The organism is Streptomyces sp. NBC_00986 (assembly GCF_045162565.1).
GTDB lineage: Bacteria > Actinomycetota > Actinomycetes > Streptomycetales > Streptomycetaceae > Streptomyces.
In genome coordinates, this window is sequence record NZ_CP108733.1 from 1,982,559 (window position 1) to 1,999,202 (window position 16,644).

A 16,644-nucleotide genomic window follows, 5' to 3' on the forward strand; every position below is an offset into this window, starting at 1 on the left:
GGTTGCCCCCGGATCGCGCACGGGTGTTCGCGCAGTGCGGACGGACCGCTGTCGAGCGGAACCCGAGCACGAGATATCTTGATGTCGAGCAATGTTGCAGACGTGGAGCGGAGCACCGGTGACTGACTCGACCATCATCTATACGCACACTGACGAGGCCCCGGCCCTGGCGACGTATTCCTTCCTGCCGGTGGTCCAGGCGTACGCCTCGCAGGCGGGTGTCGCCGTGACCACGCGGGACATCTCGCTGGCCGGGCGCATCATCGCCGTGTTCCCGGAGTACCTGACCGAGGACCAGCGGATCCCGGACGCCCTGCACGAGCTGGGCGAACTGGCGAAGACGCCCGAGGCCAACATCATCAAGCTACCGAACATCTCGGCGTCCATCCCGCAGCTCAAGGCCGCCGTGGCCGAGCTGCAGGAGCAGGGTTACGCGCTGCCGAACTACCCGGACGACCCGAAGACCGACGAGGAGCGGGACATCCAGTCCCGTTACGACAAGATCAAGGGCTCGGCGGTCAACCCGGTCCTGCGTGAGGGCAACTCCGACCGGCGTGCCCCCGCCTCGGTCAAGAAGTACGCCAAGACCCACCCGCACCGCATGGGCGCCTGGTCGGCGGACTCGAAGACCAATGTCGCGACCATGGGCGAGAACGACTTCCGCTCCACCGAGAAGTCCGTGACGATCGCCGACGCCGGTTCGCTGAAGATCGAGCTGGTCGCCGCGGACGGCACCACCACCGTGCTGCGCGAGTCCGTACCCGTCCTCAAGGACGAGGTCGTCGACGCCTCCGTGCTGCACGTCGCCGAGCTGCGTGAGTTCCTCACCGCGCAGATCGCCCGCGCCAAGGCCGAGGACATCCTGTTCTCCGTGCACCTCAAGGCCACGATGATGAAGGTCTCCGACCCGATCATCTTCGGCCACGTGGTCCGCGCCTTCTTCCCGAAGACCTTCGAGCAGTACGGCGCCACGCTCGCCGCGGCCGGTCTCTCCCCGAACGACGGTCTCGGCGGCATCCTCAAGGGCCTGGCCGCGCTGCCCGAGGGCGACGCGATCAAGGCGTCCTTCGACGCGGAGATCGCCGAGGGCCCCGCGCTCGCGATGGTCGACTCCGACAAGGGCATCACCAACCTGCACGTGCCGTCCGACGTCATCGTCGACGCCTCGATGCCGGCCATGATCCGCACCTCCGGCCACATGTGGGGCCCGGACGGCGCCGAGGCCGACACCCTCGCGGTGCTCCCGGACTCCTCCTACTCCGGCGTCTACCAGGCCGTCCTTGACGACTGCCGCGCCCACGGCGCCTACGACCCGTCCACCATGGGCTCGGTCCCGAACGTCGGCCTGATGGCGCAGAAGGCCGAGGAGTACGGCTCGCACGACAAGACCTTCGAGGTCCCGGCCGCCGGTACGGTCCGCCTCGTCGACCAGGCCGGCAACGTCGTCCTGGAGCAGGCGGTCGCCAAGGGCGACATCTTCCGTGCCTGCCAGACCAAGGACGCCCCGATCAAGGACTGGGTGAAGCTCGCCGTCACCCGCGCCCGCGCCACCGGCAACCCGGCGGTGTTCTGGCTCGACGAGACCCGCGCGCACGACGCCCAGCTGATCGCCAAGGTCAACGCGTACCTGCCGGAGCACGACACCGAGGGTCTGGACATCCGCATCCTCGCCCCGGTCGAGGCGACCCAGCTGTCGGTGGAGCGCATCCGCCGCGGCGAGGACACCATCTCGGTGACCGGCAATGTGCTGCGCGACTACCTGACCGACCTCTTCCCCATCCTGGAGCTGGGCACCAGCGCCAAGATGCTGTCGGTCGTCCCGCTGATGGCGGGCGGCGGCCTCTTCGAGACGGGCGCCGGCGGCTCCGCGCCGAAGCACGTGCAGCAGCTGGTCAAGGAGAACTACCTGCGCTGGGACTCGCTCGGTGAGTTCTTCGCGCTGGTCCCCTCCCTGGAGCAGTACGCGACGTTCACCGGCAACGCCCGCGCCCAGGTCCTCGCCGACACCCTCGACCGCGCGACGGCGACCTTCCTCAACGAGGACAAGTCGCCGACCCGTCGCGTCGGCGGCATCGACAACCGCGGCAGCCACTTCTTCCTGTCCCTGTACTGGGCGCAGGAGCTGGCCGCGCAGACCGACGACGCGGACCTCGCGAAGGCGTTCGCGTCCCTCGCGGAGACCCTCGCGGGCACCCAGGAGAAGATCGTCGAGGAGCTCGGCGCGGTGCAGGGCAGCCCGGTCGACATCGGCGGCTACTACCAGCCCGACCCGGCCAAGGCCGCGAAGGTCATGCGCCCGTCGACGACGTGGAACGAGGCGCTGGCTTCCCTGAGCTGACGCAGGCACTCCGAGTCACTCCGCCCCGGCCGGGATCTCCGGCCGGGGCGGCTGCGTTCGCCCACGCCGGCCGGCCGCTCACCAGTCCCGTACGGCAATGAGCTCCTCCACATCCGCGTCCCCGAAGCCGTACGCCTTCGCCACGAACCAGAAGTCCTCCGCTATCTCCTCGCGCGCCACCGTCTCGATCTCGCTGTCGGCCGCCTCGAAGTCGTCCTGCAGGGCGTTGAACTCCTCGGTGGCAACCTCGGTGAGGGCATACAGCGCGGGCAGGTCGGCGGGGCGCTCGGTCTCGATGCGCTCGCACAGGCGCAGCAGGATCGCCTTGCCGAGGTCGACGACGTGGTCGGGGTAGTACTCGTCCCGGTACAGCGCGCGCAGGAAGGCGTGCTCGGTGATCTGCTCGTTGCTGACGGGCATGGTGCTGCTCCCCCGGTCCGTGATCGTCGCTGCGGATACCTTGATCCTGCACCACGCCACTGACAACGCCCCGGGAGCCGCCCGTGTCCCCCACCGAGCCGTCCTTCGAGTTGCTGCCCGGCGCCGCGGGATCCCCCGTGATCCTCCATGTGCCGCACTCCGCACGGGAGATACCGGCCGACGTCCGCGCGGACATCCTGCTGGACGACCCGGCGTTGGAACGCGAACTGGACCACATCACCGACAGCCACACCGCCCGGATCGCCGCCGAGGCGGCACGCGCGTGTGCGGTCACCCCCTGGCGGTTCGTGAACCGGTTGTCGCGTCTGGTCGTCGATCCGGAACGCTTCCCGGACGAGCGCGAGGAGATGCTCGCCGTCGGCATGGGCGCCGTCTACACCCGCACCACCCATCACGCCGACCTACGGCCCGCCGACCACGACCCCGAGCCGCTGATCGCCCGCTGCTTCCGCCCGTACGCCCGCGCGATGACGGAAGCCGTCGCCGACCGCCTCGCCGCCACCGGCCGGGCCGTCGTCATCGACCTGCACTCCTACCCCACCACCCCGCTCCCCTACGAACTCCACGGCACCGACCCGCGACCCGCCGTCTGCCTGGGCACCGACACCCTCCACACCCCGCCCGCACTCCTGTCGGCGGCCCGCGAGGCGTTCGCGGGGTGCGGGGAGATCGGGCTCGACAGCCCGTTCATCGGTACCTACGTGCCGCTGGAGTTCTACGGCAAGGAGCCCGCGGTCGGCGCACTCATGGTGGAGATCCGCCGGGACACGTACATGGCGGAGCCCGGCGGTGCGGCTGACGGCCCCGGAGTCGCCCGGCTCGCCTCCGCGCTGACGACGCTCGTGAACGCCGTATCCGGATAGCGTCCGGCCCTCCGGCTGGAGCACTCCCGCAGGACAGGCGGGCGGGGGCGTACGAGGGTGGACGCATGACCGAGGAGACCACCACGCTGACCGGCCAGGCCCCGCCCCCCGTCCGGGACTGGCCCCCGCTCGACCTGACCGGGACGGAGTTCGACCCGGTCCTCGCGGAGCTCATGCGCGAGGGCCCGCTGACCCGGATCCGGCTGCCGCACGGTGAGGGCTGGGCGTGGCTGGCCACCCGCTACGACGACGTGAAGATGATCACGAACGATCCGCGGTTCGGCCGCGCGGAGGTCACCACCCGTCAAGTGACGCGCATGGCCCCGCACTTCAAGCCCCGCCCGGGGTCACTGGCGTTCGCCGACCAGCCCGACCACAACCGGCTCCGCAAGGCGGTCGCGGGCGCGTTCACGGTCGGCGCGATGAAGCGGCTGCGGCCCCGCGCGCAGTCACTGCTCGACACGCTCGTCGACGGGGTCGTGGCGGACGGGCCGCCCGCCGACCTGATCGAGCGGGTCCTCGAACCGTTCCCGATCGCCGTGGTCAGCGAGGTCATGGGCGTGCCCGACGCGGACCGGGAGCAGGTGCACGCCTGGACGCGGCAGATCATCTCCATGTCCGGCGGCGCCGAGGCCGCCGACCGCGCCAAGCAGGGCATGTACGCGTGGATCACCGACACGATCCGCGCCCGCGCCGAGAGCGACGGCACCGATGTGTACTCGCTGCTGGGCGGTGCCGTCGCCCGCGGCGAGATCAGCGAAGAGGAAGCGTCCGGCGTGGCGGGCCCGTTGCAGATCGGCGGGGAGGCGGTCACCCACAACTGCGGCCAGATGCTGTACCTGATGCTCACCCGCCCCGAACTGCTGGAGCGCCTGCGTGCCCAACCCGAGTGCAGGGGCGTCGCGTTGGACGAACTCCTGCGGTACATCCCGCACCGCTCCTCGGTCGGCCTGGCCCGGATCGCCCTGAAGGACGTCGAGTTGCACGGCCTGCGCATCAGCGCGGGCGATCCGGTCTACGTCTCCTACCTCGCCGCCAACCGCGACCCGGCCGTCTTCCCCGACCCGGACCGCATCGACGTCGACCGCGATCCGAACCCGCACCTGGCGCTCGGCAACGGCTCGCACTACTGCACCGGCGCCGTACTGGCCCGTCTCCAGACCGAACTCCTCGTCGACACGCTGCTCGACCGGCTCCCCGAGCTTCAACTCGCCGTCCCCGCCGAGGAGATCGTGTGGCGCCGGAAGACGATGATCCGGGGGCCGCAGACGTTGCCGGTGACCTGGTAGGTCGAAGTGTCCGCATCGCCGTGCGCGAGGCAGGTGTCCCGACACCCGCCCCGCGCACCGGTGTTCACGCCCGCAGCCACTCCGTGACGACGACCTCCCCGCCCGCCCTCAGCCGTAGCGCGAAGGGGCCGGTCGGAGGTGCGTCGCTGGTGAAGCGGCCCATGGCGTCGGCCGTGAGGGTGGTGGGGCGCAGGGGCTGGGGGCCGCCCAGCACCTCGATGCCGGCCGCCTGCGGTGGCATCACCTGGCCCATCAGGCCCTCGCTGGTCACCTCCACGTCGATGCTGAGCTCACCCGCGGTGAAGGTCAGCATGCGGGGCACGTCAGTGGCCCCTCTGACCGGGATCGCGTCGACCAGGGAGTCGAAGGTCAGCTCCGCGAGCCGGGCATCGAGGTCGTACAACGCGTAGGCGTCCATGGCGAACTGGCGCAGCTCGGCGGGGACCGGGTCCAGGATGGCGGCGGCCTGGCGCAGCTCCTCCTCCAGGAGTCCGTCCTCGAACTCCCCCGCGCCGTCGTCCTGTTCACCCTCCTGCTCGGCGAACTCCTCGTCGTCGAAAGGGTCCTGGCCGAAGGCGCCGAACGCGTCGGGACCGTCGTCGTACATGCCGTTCACACCGCCCCCCGGGCGTCGAGTCGGGCCCGCAGCCGGCGCAGGCAGCGCTGGCGCATCGGGCCGATGCTGCCGACGGCGATCCCCAGACCGGCGGACACCTCCAGATAGCTGGGCGGCGGCGCCGCCATCAGCACCCGCAGCAACTGCCTGCAGCGCTCGCCCAGTTGCTCGAACTCCTGCCACAGCCGCCGGATGCGCTCGGCGTCCGAGGCGGCCTCCTCCGAGTCGATCAGCGACTGCTCGGGGGTGCGCTCCTCGCTGATGCGGTCGAGGAGTTGGGGATCGTCCGTCGGCATGAGCCGCCGCAGCGACTTGATCACCTTCAGGCACTCGTTGCGCGCGGTGCTCGCCAGCCAGGAGCCGGCCTTCTCGGGTTCGCGGATGCGCCGCAGATGCTGGGAGAAACGCAACCACACGGTCTGGTACACCTCGTGGCCGTCGGCGTCGGAGAGCCGGTGGGCGCGCACCACTGACCAGACCAGTGGGCTCAACCCCTCCACGAGCGCCTTCCAGGCCGCCGTGTCGCCGTCGACGGCGGACTGGACGAGCGCGCCGACCTCTGCACGTTCCACGGTGCCACCCCTCGTGTACGGCATGTCATCGTACGCCGTGGAGGGGAGGGTTCCGGCCGTCATGCCGGAGGGGAGAGCGGTACGACGGGGACCGGGCGCCAGGTGGGTGGGCGCAGCGCCGGTACGTGCGCCCCGCGCACTTCGGCGTACTCGGTGTTCCCCGTGAGGAGTTGGGTGCGGGCGGTGCGTGCGTCGGTCTCCTTGTTGGCCGTCATGAAGGCGGCGACCAGGCCGGCGGCGACGGGCGCGGCGAACGAGGTTCCGCTCCAGCGCGCGAGCCCGTCGAACGTCACCTGGTCCGGGCTGCCCGGCTCGGCGTCCCCGGCCTGGCTCAACACGCCCTTGTGGGTGGGTGATTGGCAGGTGCAGGAGTAGGTGAAGCCGAACCGGCAGGCGTCGTAGGTGGTGTGCTGGTAGGCGTACGGCGTGGGTGCGCCGAAGCCGGTGAGGGGGCCGACGAGCCGCTCGCCGGGGGCGTAGGCCTTGACCCAGGCGCCGTGGTTGCTGAAGCAGGCGCCGAACTCGCCGTCGCTGCGCAGTGCTCCGACCGAGAGGACGACGTCCTGGTAGTCGGGCAGGTCGGCGTAGGCGGCGGGCCAGAAGGGCGTGGCGCTGGCGTTGTTGCCGGCCGCCGCCACCAACAGGGTCCGCTGGCCGCGCAGTTGCTGCATGAAGCCCTCGACGCCGAGGAGTCCGTCGGTGCGGCCGTTGGAGGTGCCGGCGGAGAGGCTGATGACGTCGGGCCAGCCGTTCTGGTCGACGGCGGCGAACAGGGCCTCGCCGAAGTCGGATTCGAGGATGGCGCCGGCGTCGTTGAGGGTGTTGCGGACGGTGACCTCGGTGTTGGGCGAGACGGCCGCGACGAGCCCGGCGATGAACGTGCCGTGTCCTACGTACTGTTGGAGCACTCCCGCGTCGTCGGTCTCCCGGATCTGCGCGTCGCCCTGGACGTGGGCGAGCAGCGGGTACGACCGGTAGTCGTGCATGAGGCCGGTGTCGATGACGAGGACGCCCACGGCGGTGTCGGGGTCGTAACCGGCCTCCGCCGGAGCCGGGTTGGCGCCTTCGGTGATCGGGGCGGGCACGGGTTCGTCGCCGGGGCAGGCGTTCACCGCGATCGACACGACGTGGTTGCGGCTGACCAGTCGGCGTCCGGCACGGCCCTCCGGCTCGCGCAGGGCGCGCAGCGCGTTCGCCACGGCGTGGTCGCCGCGCCGGTCGCCGACGCCGGGGTCGCCGACCTGGATGCGGGTGATGCCGGACCGGTTGGTCTCGGGGCCCGCCCGGCGCACGGAGTCCGCGCTGAGGCCGGTGGCCGCGGTGAAGTGCGTACGGACGGCGTCCTCGACGACGCGGGCCTCCTCGCCGTCGCGGGCGAGCACGACGCCCTTCTCGTAGAAGAACTCGGCGGAGTCGTCCGGCCCCATCGCCAGGGGGACGTCGGGCATCGAGCGCTGGATCTGGTCGAACTGCTCGTGGAATCGCTGTGGCGCCATGGCGTGTTCCTCCCACTGCGGCGGCGGTCGTCAATCAGAGCCGCCAGGCCGCTGCTTGATACAGCACCAAACCTGTGTGGTCTGCACCTGGGACCACTAGCATGGGAGAAGTGACAGCGGGAAGCGACTCGGTTCTCGAACTGCTGCCGATGGTGTTCGCGGCCCCGAACGAGGCGCTGGCCGGTGCGCGGGAGGTTCTCGACGGCGATCCGACGCCGTTCCGGGCCTCCGTCGCGCACCACGCGATCGGCATGTGGCAGCGGGACTTCGGCGATCTGCGGCTCGCCCTGCACCATCTGCGGCGCGCCCGTGACCTGGCGGCCCGCGCGGATTCCGCGGACCGCGAGGCGGACGTACTCGGCACGCTCGGCGTGGCGTTGGTGCACGCGGGACGTACCCGGCAGGGCCTGGAGGCCTTCGAGCGGGGCATCGCCCGCGGCACGGGACAGACCCGGGCGCGGGTGCTGTACCGGCGGGCGTACGTCTGGTGGGTGCTGGGCCGGCACTCCGAGGCGCTGGAGGACGTACGGCGGGCAATTGCCGTGCTGCGGCAGGCGGATGACGTGATCTGGATCGCGCGGGCGATCACCCTGCGCGCGACCGTGCATCTCGCGCTGGGCGCGGTGGACCGGGCCGACGCCGACTTCACGGCGGCCGAGCGGCTGTGGGAGACCACCGGCCAGGAGCACGACAAGGCGGACGTGGTGGAGAGCCGGGGGCTGGCCGCGTTCCGGTCGGGCGACATCCCGGTGGCGCTCCAACTCCTCGACGAGGCTGAGGAGATGTACGCCAAGCTCGCCACCCCGAGTTTCATGCTCACCGTCCGCCGCTGCGAGGTGCTGATGAGCGCGGGCCTGGCCGGGGAGGCGCTGGCGCACGCGGACACGGCGGTCGGGCTGCTCGACGGCATCGGCGGACAGTCCACCCGCAAGGCGGAGTTGCTCCTCGTCGCCGCCCGGGCCGCACGGCTCGCGGACGATCCGCACACGGCGATCGCGCGGGCAGCCGTGGCGGTACGGCTGTTCGCCGCACAGCGGCGCACCTGGTGGGAGACGCATGCCCAACTGGTGCTGATCGAGGCCCGGTTGGCGGCCGGGCGCGCGTCCGGACGCCTGGTGGCGGACGCCGCCTCGGTGGCCGACCGGCTGGCCGCGTTCGGCTCGCCGTCCGCACCGGAGGCTTCGCTGTTGGCGGGCCGCATTGCACTCGCCCTCGGCTGGACGGCGGACGCGGAACGGCACTTGGCGGTGGCCGCCCGCAGCAGACGCGGCGGCCCGCCGCTGGCCCGGATGACCGGCTGGGCGGCGCAGGCGCTGCGCGCGCAGGCCGCGGGCTCCGCACGGGGCGTGCTGGAGGCCTGCCGACGCGGCCTCGACGTTCTCGACGACCACCGAACGACCCTGGGCGCCTCGGAGTTGAGGGCGCGGGCGACGGCACAGGGCGCGGAACTGGCGGCACTGGCCCAGCGCGCGAGCCTGGCGTCCGGCGGCCCCCGACGCCTCCTGGTCTGGAGCGAACGCTGGCGGGCGACCGCCCTCTCGACGCCCCCCACCAGGCCCCCCGCCGACCCGACCCTGCTCAGCCACTTGACGGCGTTCCGCGAGATCGCCGCCCGCGCGGAGGAGGCGCGCATGGAGGGCCACCCGGTACCGACCCTGGAACGCGAACAGCGGCGCCTGGAACGGGAGATCCGCTCCCGCACCCTCCACATGCGCGGCGACGCCCCCGACGAGGGCGACCGTTTCGACCCGACTCGCCTGTTGGCGCGCCTCGGTGAGGGACGCCTGGTCGAACTGGCCGTGGTGGACGGCCGGGTGCACGCCCTGCTCTGCGGGGAGGGCCGGGTACGCCGCTTCGAGGCGGGCCTGCTCGCGGAGGCGATGGCCGAGGCGGAACACGTACAGGCGGGTCTACGGCGCCTGGCGCATCCCGGAGCGGAGGCGAGGCTCCCGGTGGTGGAGGCGGCGGGCCGACGCCTGGAGGAACTCCTCCTCGGCGAGGCAGCCCAACACCTGGGCTCCGGCCCGGTGGTGGTGGTCCCGCCGGGCCGACTCCACCGGGTGCCTTGGGCGTTGCTGCCGTCACTTCGCGACCGAGTGCTCAGCGTGTCGCCGTCGGCGGGCAGTTGGCTGCGCGCCCTGGACACCGAACCCCCGCCCGGCGACCGGCACGTCCTGGTGCGCGGCCCGGGCCTCGCGACCGGCGGCGCCGAGGTCCCGGACCTCGCCGACCGCTATGTCAGGCCCACGGTCCTGGAGCACGACGACGCCGAAGTCCCGCGCGTGCTGGCCGAGTTGGACGGCGCGACACTGGCCCACATCGCGGCCCACGGCACGTTCCGGGCGGACAGTCCCCTGTTCTCGTCCCTCCGCATGGCCGACGGCCCGCTCATCGTTCACGACTTCGAACGCCTCGCCCGCAGCCCATACCGCATCATCCTGTCCAGCTGCGACACGGCCCGCCTCGCGTCGGTCGGCGCCGACGAACTCCTCGGCCTGGTCACGGCGTTGCTCCCCCTGGGCACAGCGGGCGTGATCGCGAGCAGCGCCCCCGTCAACGACGCCGCGGTCGTCCCCCTGATGCTCGCCCTGCACAAGGGCCTGCGCGCCGGCCTGCCCTTGGCGGAGGCACTGCGCGATGCCCGGGCGTCGTTGCCCGGTGATGCGGTGCATCAGGCGACGGGGTGGGCGTTCTCGGCGTTCGGGGCGGGTTGAGGGGTCGGGGGGAGATGGGGGACGGTCGCGACGGAGGCCAGGTAGCGGGCGGTTCACTGAGCCTGGGGGCTGGGCGGTGGACGGAGCCCGAAGATCGGGCGGTCAATGGAGCCCGGGGGCTGGGCGGCTGGCGGGGGCCGGGCGGCTAGGCGGTTGGCAGAGCCCGGGCGATTGGGCGGTTGGCGGAACCCGGAGATCTAACGGTCAACTGAGCCCGGGAGCTTGGGTGGTTGGCAGAGCCCGGACGATTGGGCGGTTGGCGAAGCCCGGAGAGCTGGCGGTCAACTGAGCCCGGGAGCTTGGGTGGTTGGCAGAGCCCGGACGATTGGGCGGTTGGCGAAGCCCGGAGAGCTGGCGGTCGACTGAGCCCGGGAGCCGGGCGGTCGGCGGAGCCTGGGCGATTGGGCGGTCGGCGGAGCCCGGGCAGTTGGGGGCGACCAGCGGGGCGACTCGGCTTCGGCGGTGGGTCCGGCCACGACGCGGGCTTCCCGGCGCAGCCTGCCCGACCTCGCTCGGACCCACCCGCACCCCGCAGACGTACCGAAGTCGCCCCGAGCGCCTGCCGGTTCGGCCTGACCAGCCCCCTCGACCGGTCAGGCCGAACCGACGGATTCTCGCCCGGCCGTCCGGCTTGCCCGGTCGGCGGTGAAGCGCGACGAGCAACCACCCCGACAAGCAGGGCAGTTACGTGCCGACCGAACCGAGTCGGACCCGGGCCGTGATGGTCACCGGTCAGGCCCCGCGCCGCTGCCCCGTCACGCCGACTGCGCCGCAGGCAGTTCCACCAGCCACGGCAGGGCGCCGCGGTCGCTCGCGCCGAGGCGGGCGTAGGCGCTGTAGAGGTGGTTGCCGACGGTGCGGATGGAGAGGGTGAGGCGGTCGGCGATCTGGCGGTTGCTGAGGCCCGCGGCGGCGAGGGTGACGATCTGGCGTTGGCGGGCGGTGAGTTCGCCGAGGACCAGGCCGGACAGGGCCGGGGTGCGGGCGCCCTGGCAGCGGCGGGCCAGGGCGACGGCTCGGGTGCGGGACATGCGGGCGGCACGGGGGTCGCGGTGGGCGCGGACCGCCTGGGCGTGCGCCTCGGCCGCGAAGAGCAGGAAGCCGCGTTGCTCCAACTCCCCGGCCACCTTGTCCAGTGCGGGGCCGTTGCCGTCGACCAGTGCCTCCGCATGCCTCGCGAGGACGGCCGGTCCGTCGCCGGGCAGTTTGGCGAGGCGGACGGCGACGCGTTCGGGAGCGCCGAGGCGTACGGCGTCGTAGAGGACGTACGCGGCGGGCCTGCCGTCCTCGGCGGTGAGGCCGCGGCGCTCCTCGCCCTCTCTCCACCTGCCGTCGGCGATCTCGCGGGCCGCCTCCACATCGACGCGTGCCGCCGCCACCCAGCTGCCCGCGTCGCCGGACGCGGGGCGTTGGGCGAGGGCCTCGTCGGTGGCCGGTACGTCGCCCGACTGGGCGGCGGCCAGAGCGAGTTCGGCCGCGCAGGCGCGGTTGCCCGAGGCCTCGCGCAACCCTTCCCGCGCCCAGGCCGCCGCCTCACGCAGCTCGCCCCGCAGTCGTGCGAAACGTGCACGGACGGCGGCGTACCCGGCCGGTACCGGTGCGCCCTCCGCGACCAGCCACTCCCCCACGGGCGTCGGCAGCGGGCGTACGTCGGTGCGGTCGATGCGGTCGGTCAGCGCGGCCCGTTCGGCCGCGAGGGCCGGCGCGCACTGGTCCGGGGTGCGGGCCAGTCGGCGGGCCCGGAGCCGGCCGGCGGCGGCTCGCAGCGCGGGGCCGTGCAGGGGGTGGGCGAGGCGGACGGCGCCCTGGTCGTCGACGCGGATCAGGGCCTCGGTCTCCAGGCGTTCGAGGATGTCGAGGTCGAAGTCGTCCAGCGAGGACGCCAACGGCTCGGCGAACGCGAGGCGTTCGAGGCTCTCGCGCTCCTCGGGGCCGGTGCGGGCCAGGACCTGCGCGGTGCGTTCGCGGACTGTGGCCGTGACCGGCACCGGGCCGCGCCACGCCCACTCGTCGGAGTCCGTGGCCCGGGTCAGCAGGCCGCGTTCGCGCACCGCGCCGAACAGGTCGCGCAGCAGGCGCAGATCACCTTGGCAGAGGCCGTACAGGCGGTTCACGGTGAGGGGTTCCAGCGGACCACCCGCACCCAGGGCCAGCAGCTGGGCCGTCTCCTCGCGGGGCAGCGGCTCCAGCGCGAGGCGCGGCAGCAACTCGCCCGTCCACAGACGGGACACCGCACCGGGTACCGGGTGGCCGTCGGCCACCACGACCACCAGCCGGGTCCGGCAGTGCACAGCGAGTTGGTGGACGAGCGCGGCCGAGGAGTCGTCGAGCAGATGGGCGTCGTCGACCAGCAACAGCCGTACACCGGAGAGGAGTTGGACCGCGCGGTGCAGGGAGACGCTCTCGGGGAGCAGGTGCGCGAACGCGGCGAAGGGGATCCGGCTGGTCTCGGGCGTCCCGGTGACCTTGGCGCAGTCGCTGCCCCGGACGGCCTCGGTCACCAGCCGGGTCTTACCCCGGCCGGCCGGACCGGTCACCACGATGCCGTGCCGCCCGGCCGCCAACGAACCGCGGATCAGCTCCAGTTCGTCCTCCCGGCCGGTGAACGGCCAGGGCAGCTCCAGGGTCTTCGCGTCCTGTTCGAAAGTCATCACACAGTTATGAGCCGGGCTACTCACCCCTGATACAGGGTGACTTGAGTAGCCCTCGACTCAGGCGCCCGGGAACGGTCACCGGCAATCTGGTCGCATGACCACCCGCTACTGCTCCCTCGCGCAGCAGTCGGCCCCGGAGTTCGCACCGGGACTGACCGCCGAGCGACGCAGTGCGCTCATCGGCGGAAGCCGCATGTGGGTCAACGGCACGGTCCTGCACTACTACTTCTTCGACGCAGACAACGCGGCGGCCACCGACACCTCCGTCATCCCGGTTCCCGGGACGGGCGAGATGCGGCGGGTGCCGTGGGCCGGCTCCAAGGAGCAGCAGGACGTCGTACGCGAGTGCTTCCGTGAGTGGCAGGGCCTCGGTATCGGCGTCGACTTCGCCGAGGTGGGGGACCGTTCGGAGGCGGAGCTGCGCATCGGGTTCCAGCCCGGTGACGGCTCCTGGTCGGCGGTGGGCCGCGACGCGCTCACGGTCGGTCTGTCCGACCGCACCATGAACTTCGGCTGGGACCTGACCGCACCGGGACAGCGCGGTACGGCCCTGCACGAGATCGGGCACGCCCTGGGGCTGTTGCACGAGCACCAGAGCCCGTTCGCCGGTATCCACTGGGACGACGAGGCCGTCTACGCCGAGTTGGCGGGCCCGCCGAACTTCTGGAGCCGGGACAGGACCCGTTTCAACATCCTGCGCAAGCTCGACCCGGACGAGGTCAACGGCTCCGTCTGGGACCCGCAGTCGGTCATGGAGTTCCCGTTCGCGTCGGGACTGCTCCTGGAGCCGGAGGAGTACCGTACGGGTCTGCACCCGCACGGCGGCCTCTCCCCCTCCGACAAGGAGTTCGTCCTGCGCTGGTACCCGCCCGCCGGCCCTCCCCGGCCGACCGAACTGGTGCCGTTCCGGTCGGCGCCGTTGCGTCTGGGACCGGGCGAGCAGGCCGACTTCGCGGTCGAACCGACCCAGACGCGCGAGTATGCCGTCGGTGCCTTCGGGGACAGCGACACGGTCGTCGTGGTCTTCGAGGAACGGGACGGCGAACCGCGCTTCCTCGCCGGGCAGGACGACGGGGGCACACCGCACAACGCCACATTCAAGGTTCGGCTCGTCAAGGGCCGCCGCTACTTCGTCCGTGTGCGCCTGTACTCCACGTGGGGGTCGGGGGACACCGCAGTGATGTGCTGGTAACAGCACGGGCACAGCCGCACGCGGACGGACGGACCACTGTCCGGCGCCGGGGGAAGCGGCCGAGGAAACGTCGCCTTCGGGGGAGGGAGACGTTTCCTCGGCCACGCCGCCATGTCCAACTCATCGAGCACGCAAGGCCCTTGAAGCGCAGCCCCTCAACTCCCGCACCTGCGCGGGACCTTGTGCTCTAGGACCCCAACTCCATTGGCCGCGCCGGGTCCTTGGACCACTCCTCCAGCGAACCGTCGTACACCGACACATCCGTACGCCCGAGCAGCGTGAGCGCGAGTGCGGCGCCCGCCGCCGAGATGCCGCCGCCGCAGTACAGGACGACCGGTGAGTCGTCGGCGTCGAGGACCGCGCCGACCCGCGCCGCGAGTTCCTCGGCGGGCAGCACGTGACCGGACTCGTCGAGCAGGCCCCGGCCCGGGAGGCTGCGGCTGGCGGGGATGTGGCCGCGACGGCTGTAGCGCGTCGGCGCCGAGCCGTCGTAGCCGCCGGTGGGAAGGGCGCACACGAGGGTGCCGGGGTGCTCGCCACGGCTGATGGCGGCCACGTCCTCGATGCCGGCCCACAGATCCGGACGTACGACGGGTGTCACGGGCCGGACAGCCGGAACCGCGTCCGTGTCGTCCCCGGAGGCCAGCGGACGCCCGGCCGTCTCCCACGCTTCGAGACCGCCGTCCAGAACCGCCGCCGGTACGCCGATCGCCCGGAGCATCCACCACAGCCGCGCCGCCCAGATCCCGCCGCCGCTGTCGTAGGAGACGACCTCGCTGCCCTCTCCCACGCCCAGCCGGGCCAGCACGGCGGCGAGGGCCTCGGGGGACGGCACGGCGAAGTGGTACGGCGCGTCGTGGTCGGAGAGCTCGCCGGTCAGGTCGGCGTGTCGCGACCCGGGCAGGTGCCGTTCGGCCCAGGTCTCGCGCCCGCTCGCGGAGCGGTAGTCACCGTCCTCACAGGGTGAGGGCAGGAGCGCGGTGGCGTCGAGGACGACCAGCCGGGGATCGGCGAGATGCGCGGCGAGCCAGGTGTCGTCGACCAGCGGACCGGGCAGCAGGGAGGTGGTCATGGCGGCCGATCGTACGCCTGCGAGCTGGGCGTCTCACCCCTCGGGCACGGCCGTCTCGGATATCGGACCCCACTTGCACAGAATCCGGGTGGTGCGGTTATCGTTCGGCCATCTACGCGGGAGCCCCTACCCGGTTGGGCTGAGAGGGCGTCTGGGACCGGCTCGTCGAGAGTCCGGCCCCCATGGGGACGCCGACCGCACCACTCGCGCCTCAGCGCCCGCGTAGGAGTTCACGTGTCTGCAGCAGTCGAGCCTCAGCATCCGGTGGTCAACACCCGTGCGCGCCGCTCCTGTTGTTGTCGCATGCACTGATCCAGCGCCTCGCACACCCCTCCCCTTCTCCTCCCTTCAGGCGCCGTCACGCCTGCGCACATCCCGGAGTACCCCCATGCCGCACATACGGGTCATGCTCGATTATTTCCACCCGTGGCCGAATTCGGCCGGTCTGTACGTCGCCCGTGCCCGCCGCTGGTACGAGGAGGCCGGTCTGGATGTCGAGCTGGTGGTCCAGGATCCGGGACGCGGGGACACGCTGGAGTACCTGGCCCGGGGCGAGGTGGACTTCGGGATCTTCCCGCCGAACCGGCTGCTGGCCCGGCGCGCGGAGCACGGCCAGCCGCTGGTCGCCGTGTCCGCGATCAACCACCGGGGCCTGGAGGCTATCCAGACCACCACGTCGACCGGGATCACCCGCCCCCGCGACCTGGCCGGCCGCCGCATCGCCTACAACCCCACCCCGCGCGGCCGGGCCATGGTGCGTCACCTGGTGGCGGCCGACGGTGGTGACCCGGACGCCGTGATCGGCGTTGACGCGGGCAGCCGCGAGCTGACCGTGGACGACATCGCGGCCGGCGAGGCGGACGCGACCTTCGGCAACTACTGGTCCTGGGACGCCCTGCGCGGCGACCTGCCCGAGGAGCAGCGCCTGACCTGGCCGGTCGACGAGATCGGCGCCCCGCGATACCACAGCTACCTGCTCGGCACGAACGAGGACCTGCTGACCCAACACCCTTCTCTCGTACGGGACTTCCTCGCCGTCACGGCGCGCGGCTACACGGCCGCCGCCCAAGAGCCGGACGCCACCCTGGAGTTGCTGGAGCAGGTCATCCCGTACTTCCCGCGCCCGCTGATCGCCCGTTCCCTGGCACTGATCGCGCCCACCTGGACGGACACGGACGGCCGTTGGGGTGTCATCGACGAGGGCCGGATGGGCCCGTACGCACACTGGCTCGCCGAGAACGGCGCGATCCCGGACGACCGGGACTGGGCGAAGTCCTTCACCAACGGCCTGCTGGACGTGGCCACATGAGAGCCCTGGCCTGCCAGGCTCGGACGCTGACCCGGCGCCTCGCCGTCGACTTCATGCGGGTGGGCAGCGCGCTGTGTCGGCCGTGACC

At 72.2% G+C, this 16,644-nt stretch carries 12 protein-coding genes; 6 read left to right on the forward strand and 6 right to left on the reverse strand.

Going from position 1 to position 16,644, the window contains the following annotated elements:
• Positions 1 to 118: 118 nt before the first annotated feature.
• Positions 119 to 2,338, forward strand: coding sequence for an NADP-dependent isocitrate dehydrogenase (locus OG504_RS08725; protein ID WP_405989236.1), 2,220 nt, complete (start codon positions 119 to 121; stop codon positions 2,336 to 2,338).
• Between the two features lie 78 nt (positions 2,339 to 2,416).
• On the opposite strand, the gene OG504_RS08730 is transcribed toward OG504_RS08725, so the two are convergent.
• Positions 2,417 to 2,758, reverse strand: a complete 342-nt coding sequence (locus OG504_RS08730) for a DUF5713 family protein (RefSeq protein WP_405989237.1) — start codon at positions 2,756 to 2,758, stop codon at positions 2,417 to 2,419.
• Positions 2,759 to 2,841: 83 nt separating this feature from the next.
• Between OG504_RS08730 and OG504_RS08735 the strand changes: the two genes are divergently transcribed.
• Together OG504_RS08735 and OG504_RS08740 are read left to right on the forward strand one after the other, a co-directional pair.
• Positions 2,842 to 3,642 carry an N-formylglutamate amidohydrolase gene (locus OG504_RS08735; protein WP_405989238.1) on the forward strand — a complete coding sequence of 267 codons (801 nt, stop codon included), beginning with the start codon at positions 2,842 to 2,844 and terminating at the stop codon, positions 3,640 to 3,642.
• Between the two features lie 65 nt (positions 3,643 to 3,707).
• Positions 3,708 to 4,931 carry a cytochrome P450 gene (locus OG504_RS08740; protein ID WP_405989239.1) on the forward strand — a complete coding sequence of 408 codons (1,224 nt, stop codon included), beginning with the start codon at positions 3,708 to 3,710 and terminating at the stop codon, positions 4,929 to 4,931.
• A 64-nt stretch (positions 4,932 to 4,995) separates the two neighbouring features.
• Here the strand turns inward: OG504_RS08740 and OG504_RS08745 are convergent, their stop codons facing one another.
• The 3 genes from OG504_RS08745 to OG504_RS08755 are packed head-to-tail and all read right to left on the reverse strand — an operon-like array spanning position 4,996 to position 7,615.
• Entirely contained in the window at positions 4,996 to 5,538 is a 543-nt protein-coding gene (locus OG504_RS08745) for a hypothetical protein (protein ID WP_405989240.1), read from the reverse strand.
• A gap of 5 nt (positions 5,539 to 5,543) precedes the next feature.
• On the reverse strand, positions 5,544 to 6,182 hold the full coding sequence (locus OG504_RS08750) for an RNA polymerase sigma factor (protein ID WP_405989241.1): 639 nt from the start codon (positions 6,180 to 6,182) through the stop codon (positions 5,544 to 5,546).
• Positions 6,179 to 7,615: a S8/S53 family peptidase gene (locus tag OG504_RS08755; protein WP_405989242.1), complete on the reverse strand. Its 1,437-nt coding sequence runs from the start codon at positions 7,613 to 7,615 to the stop codon at positions 6,179 to 6,181. Before OG504_RS08755 ends, OG504_RS08750 begins: the two co-directional genes overlap by 4 nt.
• Before the next feature lie 110 nt (positions 7,616 to 7,725).
• Between OG504_RS08755 and OG504_RS08760 the strand changes: the two genes are divergently transcribed.
• Positions 7,726 to 10,329, forward strand: a complete 2,604-nt coding sequence (locus tag OG504_RS08760) for a CHAT domain-containing protein (RefSeq protein ID WP_405989243.1) — start codon at positions 7,726 to 7,728, stop codon at positions 10,327 to 10,329.
• 755 nt (positions 10,330 to 11,084) lie between these two features.
• On the opposite strand, the gene OG504_RS08765 is transcribed toward OG504_RS08760, so the two are convergent.
• Positions 11,085 to 12,980, reverse strand: a complete 1,896-nt coding sequence (locus tag OG504_RS08765; RefSeq protein ID WP_405989244.1) for a LuxR C-terminal-related transcriptional regulator — start codon at positions 12,978 to 12,980, stop codon at positions 11,085 to 11,087.
• A 97-nt stretch (positions 12,981 to 13,077) separates the two neighbouring features.
• Between OG504_RS08765 and OG504_RS08770 the strand changes: the two genes are divergently transcribed.
• Entirely contained in the window at positions 13,078 to 14,175 is a 1,098-nt protein-coding gene (locus tag OG504_RS08770; RefSeq protein ID WP_405989245.1) for a M12 family metallopeptidase, read from the forward strand.
• A gap of 187 nt (positions 14,176 to 14,362) precedes the next feature.
• Here OG504_RS08770 and OG504_RS08775 read toward each other — a convergent pair whose 3' ends face one another.
• Positions 14,363 to 15,247, reverse strand: coding sequence for a sulfurtransferase (locus tag OG504_RS08775; protein WP_405989246.1), 885 nt, complete (start codon positions 15,245 to 15,247; stop codon positions 14,363 to 14,365).
• A 388-nt stretch (positions 15,248 to 15,635) separates the two neighbouring features.
• Here OG504_RS08775 and OG504_RS08780 point away from each other — a divergent pair, with 388 nt between their 5' ends.
• The gene (locus OG504_RS08780) at positions 15,636 to 16,556 is read left to right on the forward strand and encodes an ABC transporter substrate-binding protein (protein WP_405989247.1); all 921 of its coding nucleotides are present in this window, start codon (positions 15,636 to 15,638) and stop codon (positions 16,554 to 16,556) included.
• Positions 16,557 to 16,644: the final 88 nt, after the last annotated feature.

Excerpts from the sequence above, each read along its gene's own strand:
- OG504_RS08730 (WP_405989237.1), bottom strand. The coding sequence starts at position 2,758 with ATGCCCGTCAGCAACGAGCAGATCACCGAGCACGCCTTCCTGCGCGCG.
- OG504_RS08740 (WP_405989239.1), top strand. The coding sequence starts at position 3,708 with ATGACCGAGGAGACCACCACGCTGACCGGCCAGGCCCCGCCCCCCGTC.
- OG504_RS08745 (WP_405989240.1), bottom strand. The coding sequence starts at position 5,538 with ATGTACGACGACGGTCCCGACGCGTTCGGCGCCTTCGGCCAGGACCCT.
- OG504_RS08750 (WP_405989241.1), bottom strand. The coding sequence starts at position 6,182 with ATGACGGCCGGAACCCTCCCCTCCACGGCGTACGATGACATGCCGTAC.
- OG504_RS08755 (WP_405989242.1), bottom strand. The coding sequence starts at position 7,615 with ATGGCGCCACAGCGATTCCACGAGCAGTTCGACCAGATCCAGCGCTCG.
- OG504_RS08765 (WP_405989244.1), bottom strand. The coding sequence starts at position 12,980 with ATGACTTTCGAACAGGACGCGAAGACCCTGGAGCTGCCCTGGCCGTTC.
- OG504_RS08770 (WP_405989245.1), top strand. The coding sequence starts at position 13,078 with ATGACCACCCGCTACTGCTCCCTCGCGCAGCAGTCGGCCCCGGAGTTC.
- OG504_RS08775 (WP_405989246.1), bottom strand. The coding sequence starts at position 15,247 with ATGACCACCTCCCTGCTGCCCGGTCCGCTGGTCGACGACACCTGGCTC.
- OG504_RS08780 (WP_405989247.1), top strand. The coding sequence starts at position 15,636 with ATGCCGCACATACGGGTCATGCTCGATTATTTCCACCCGTGGCCGAAT.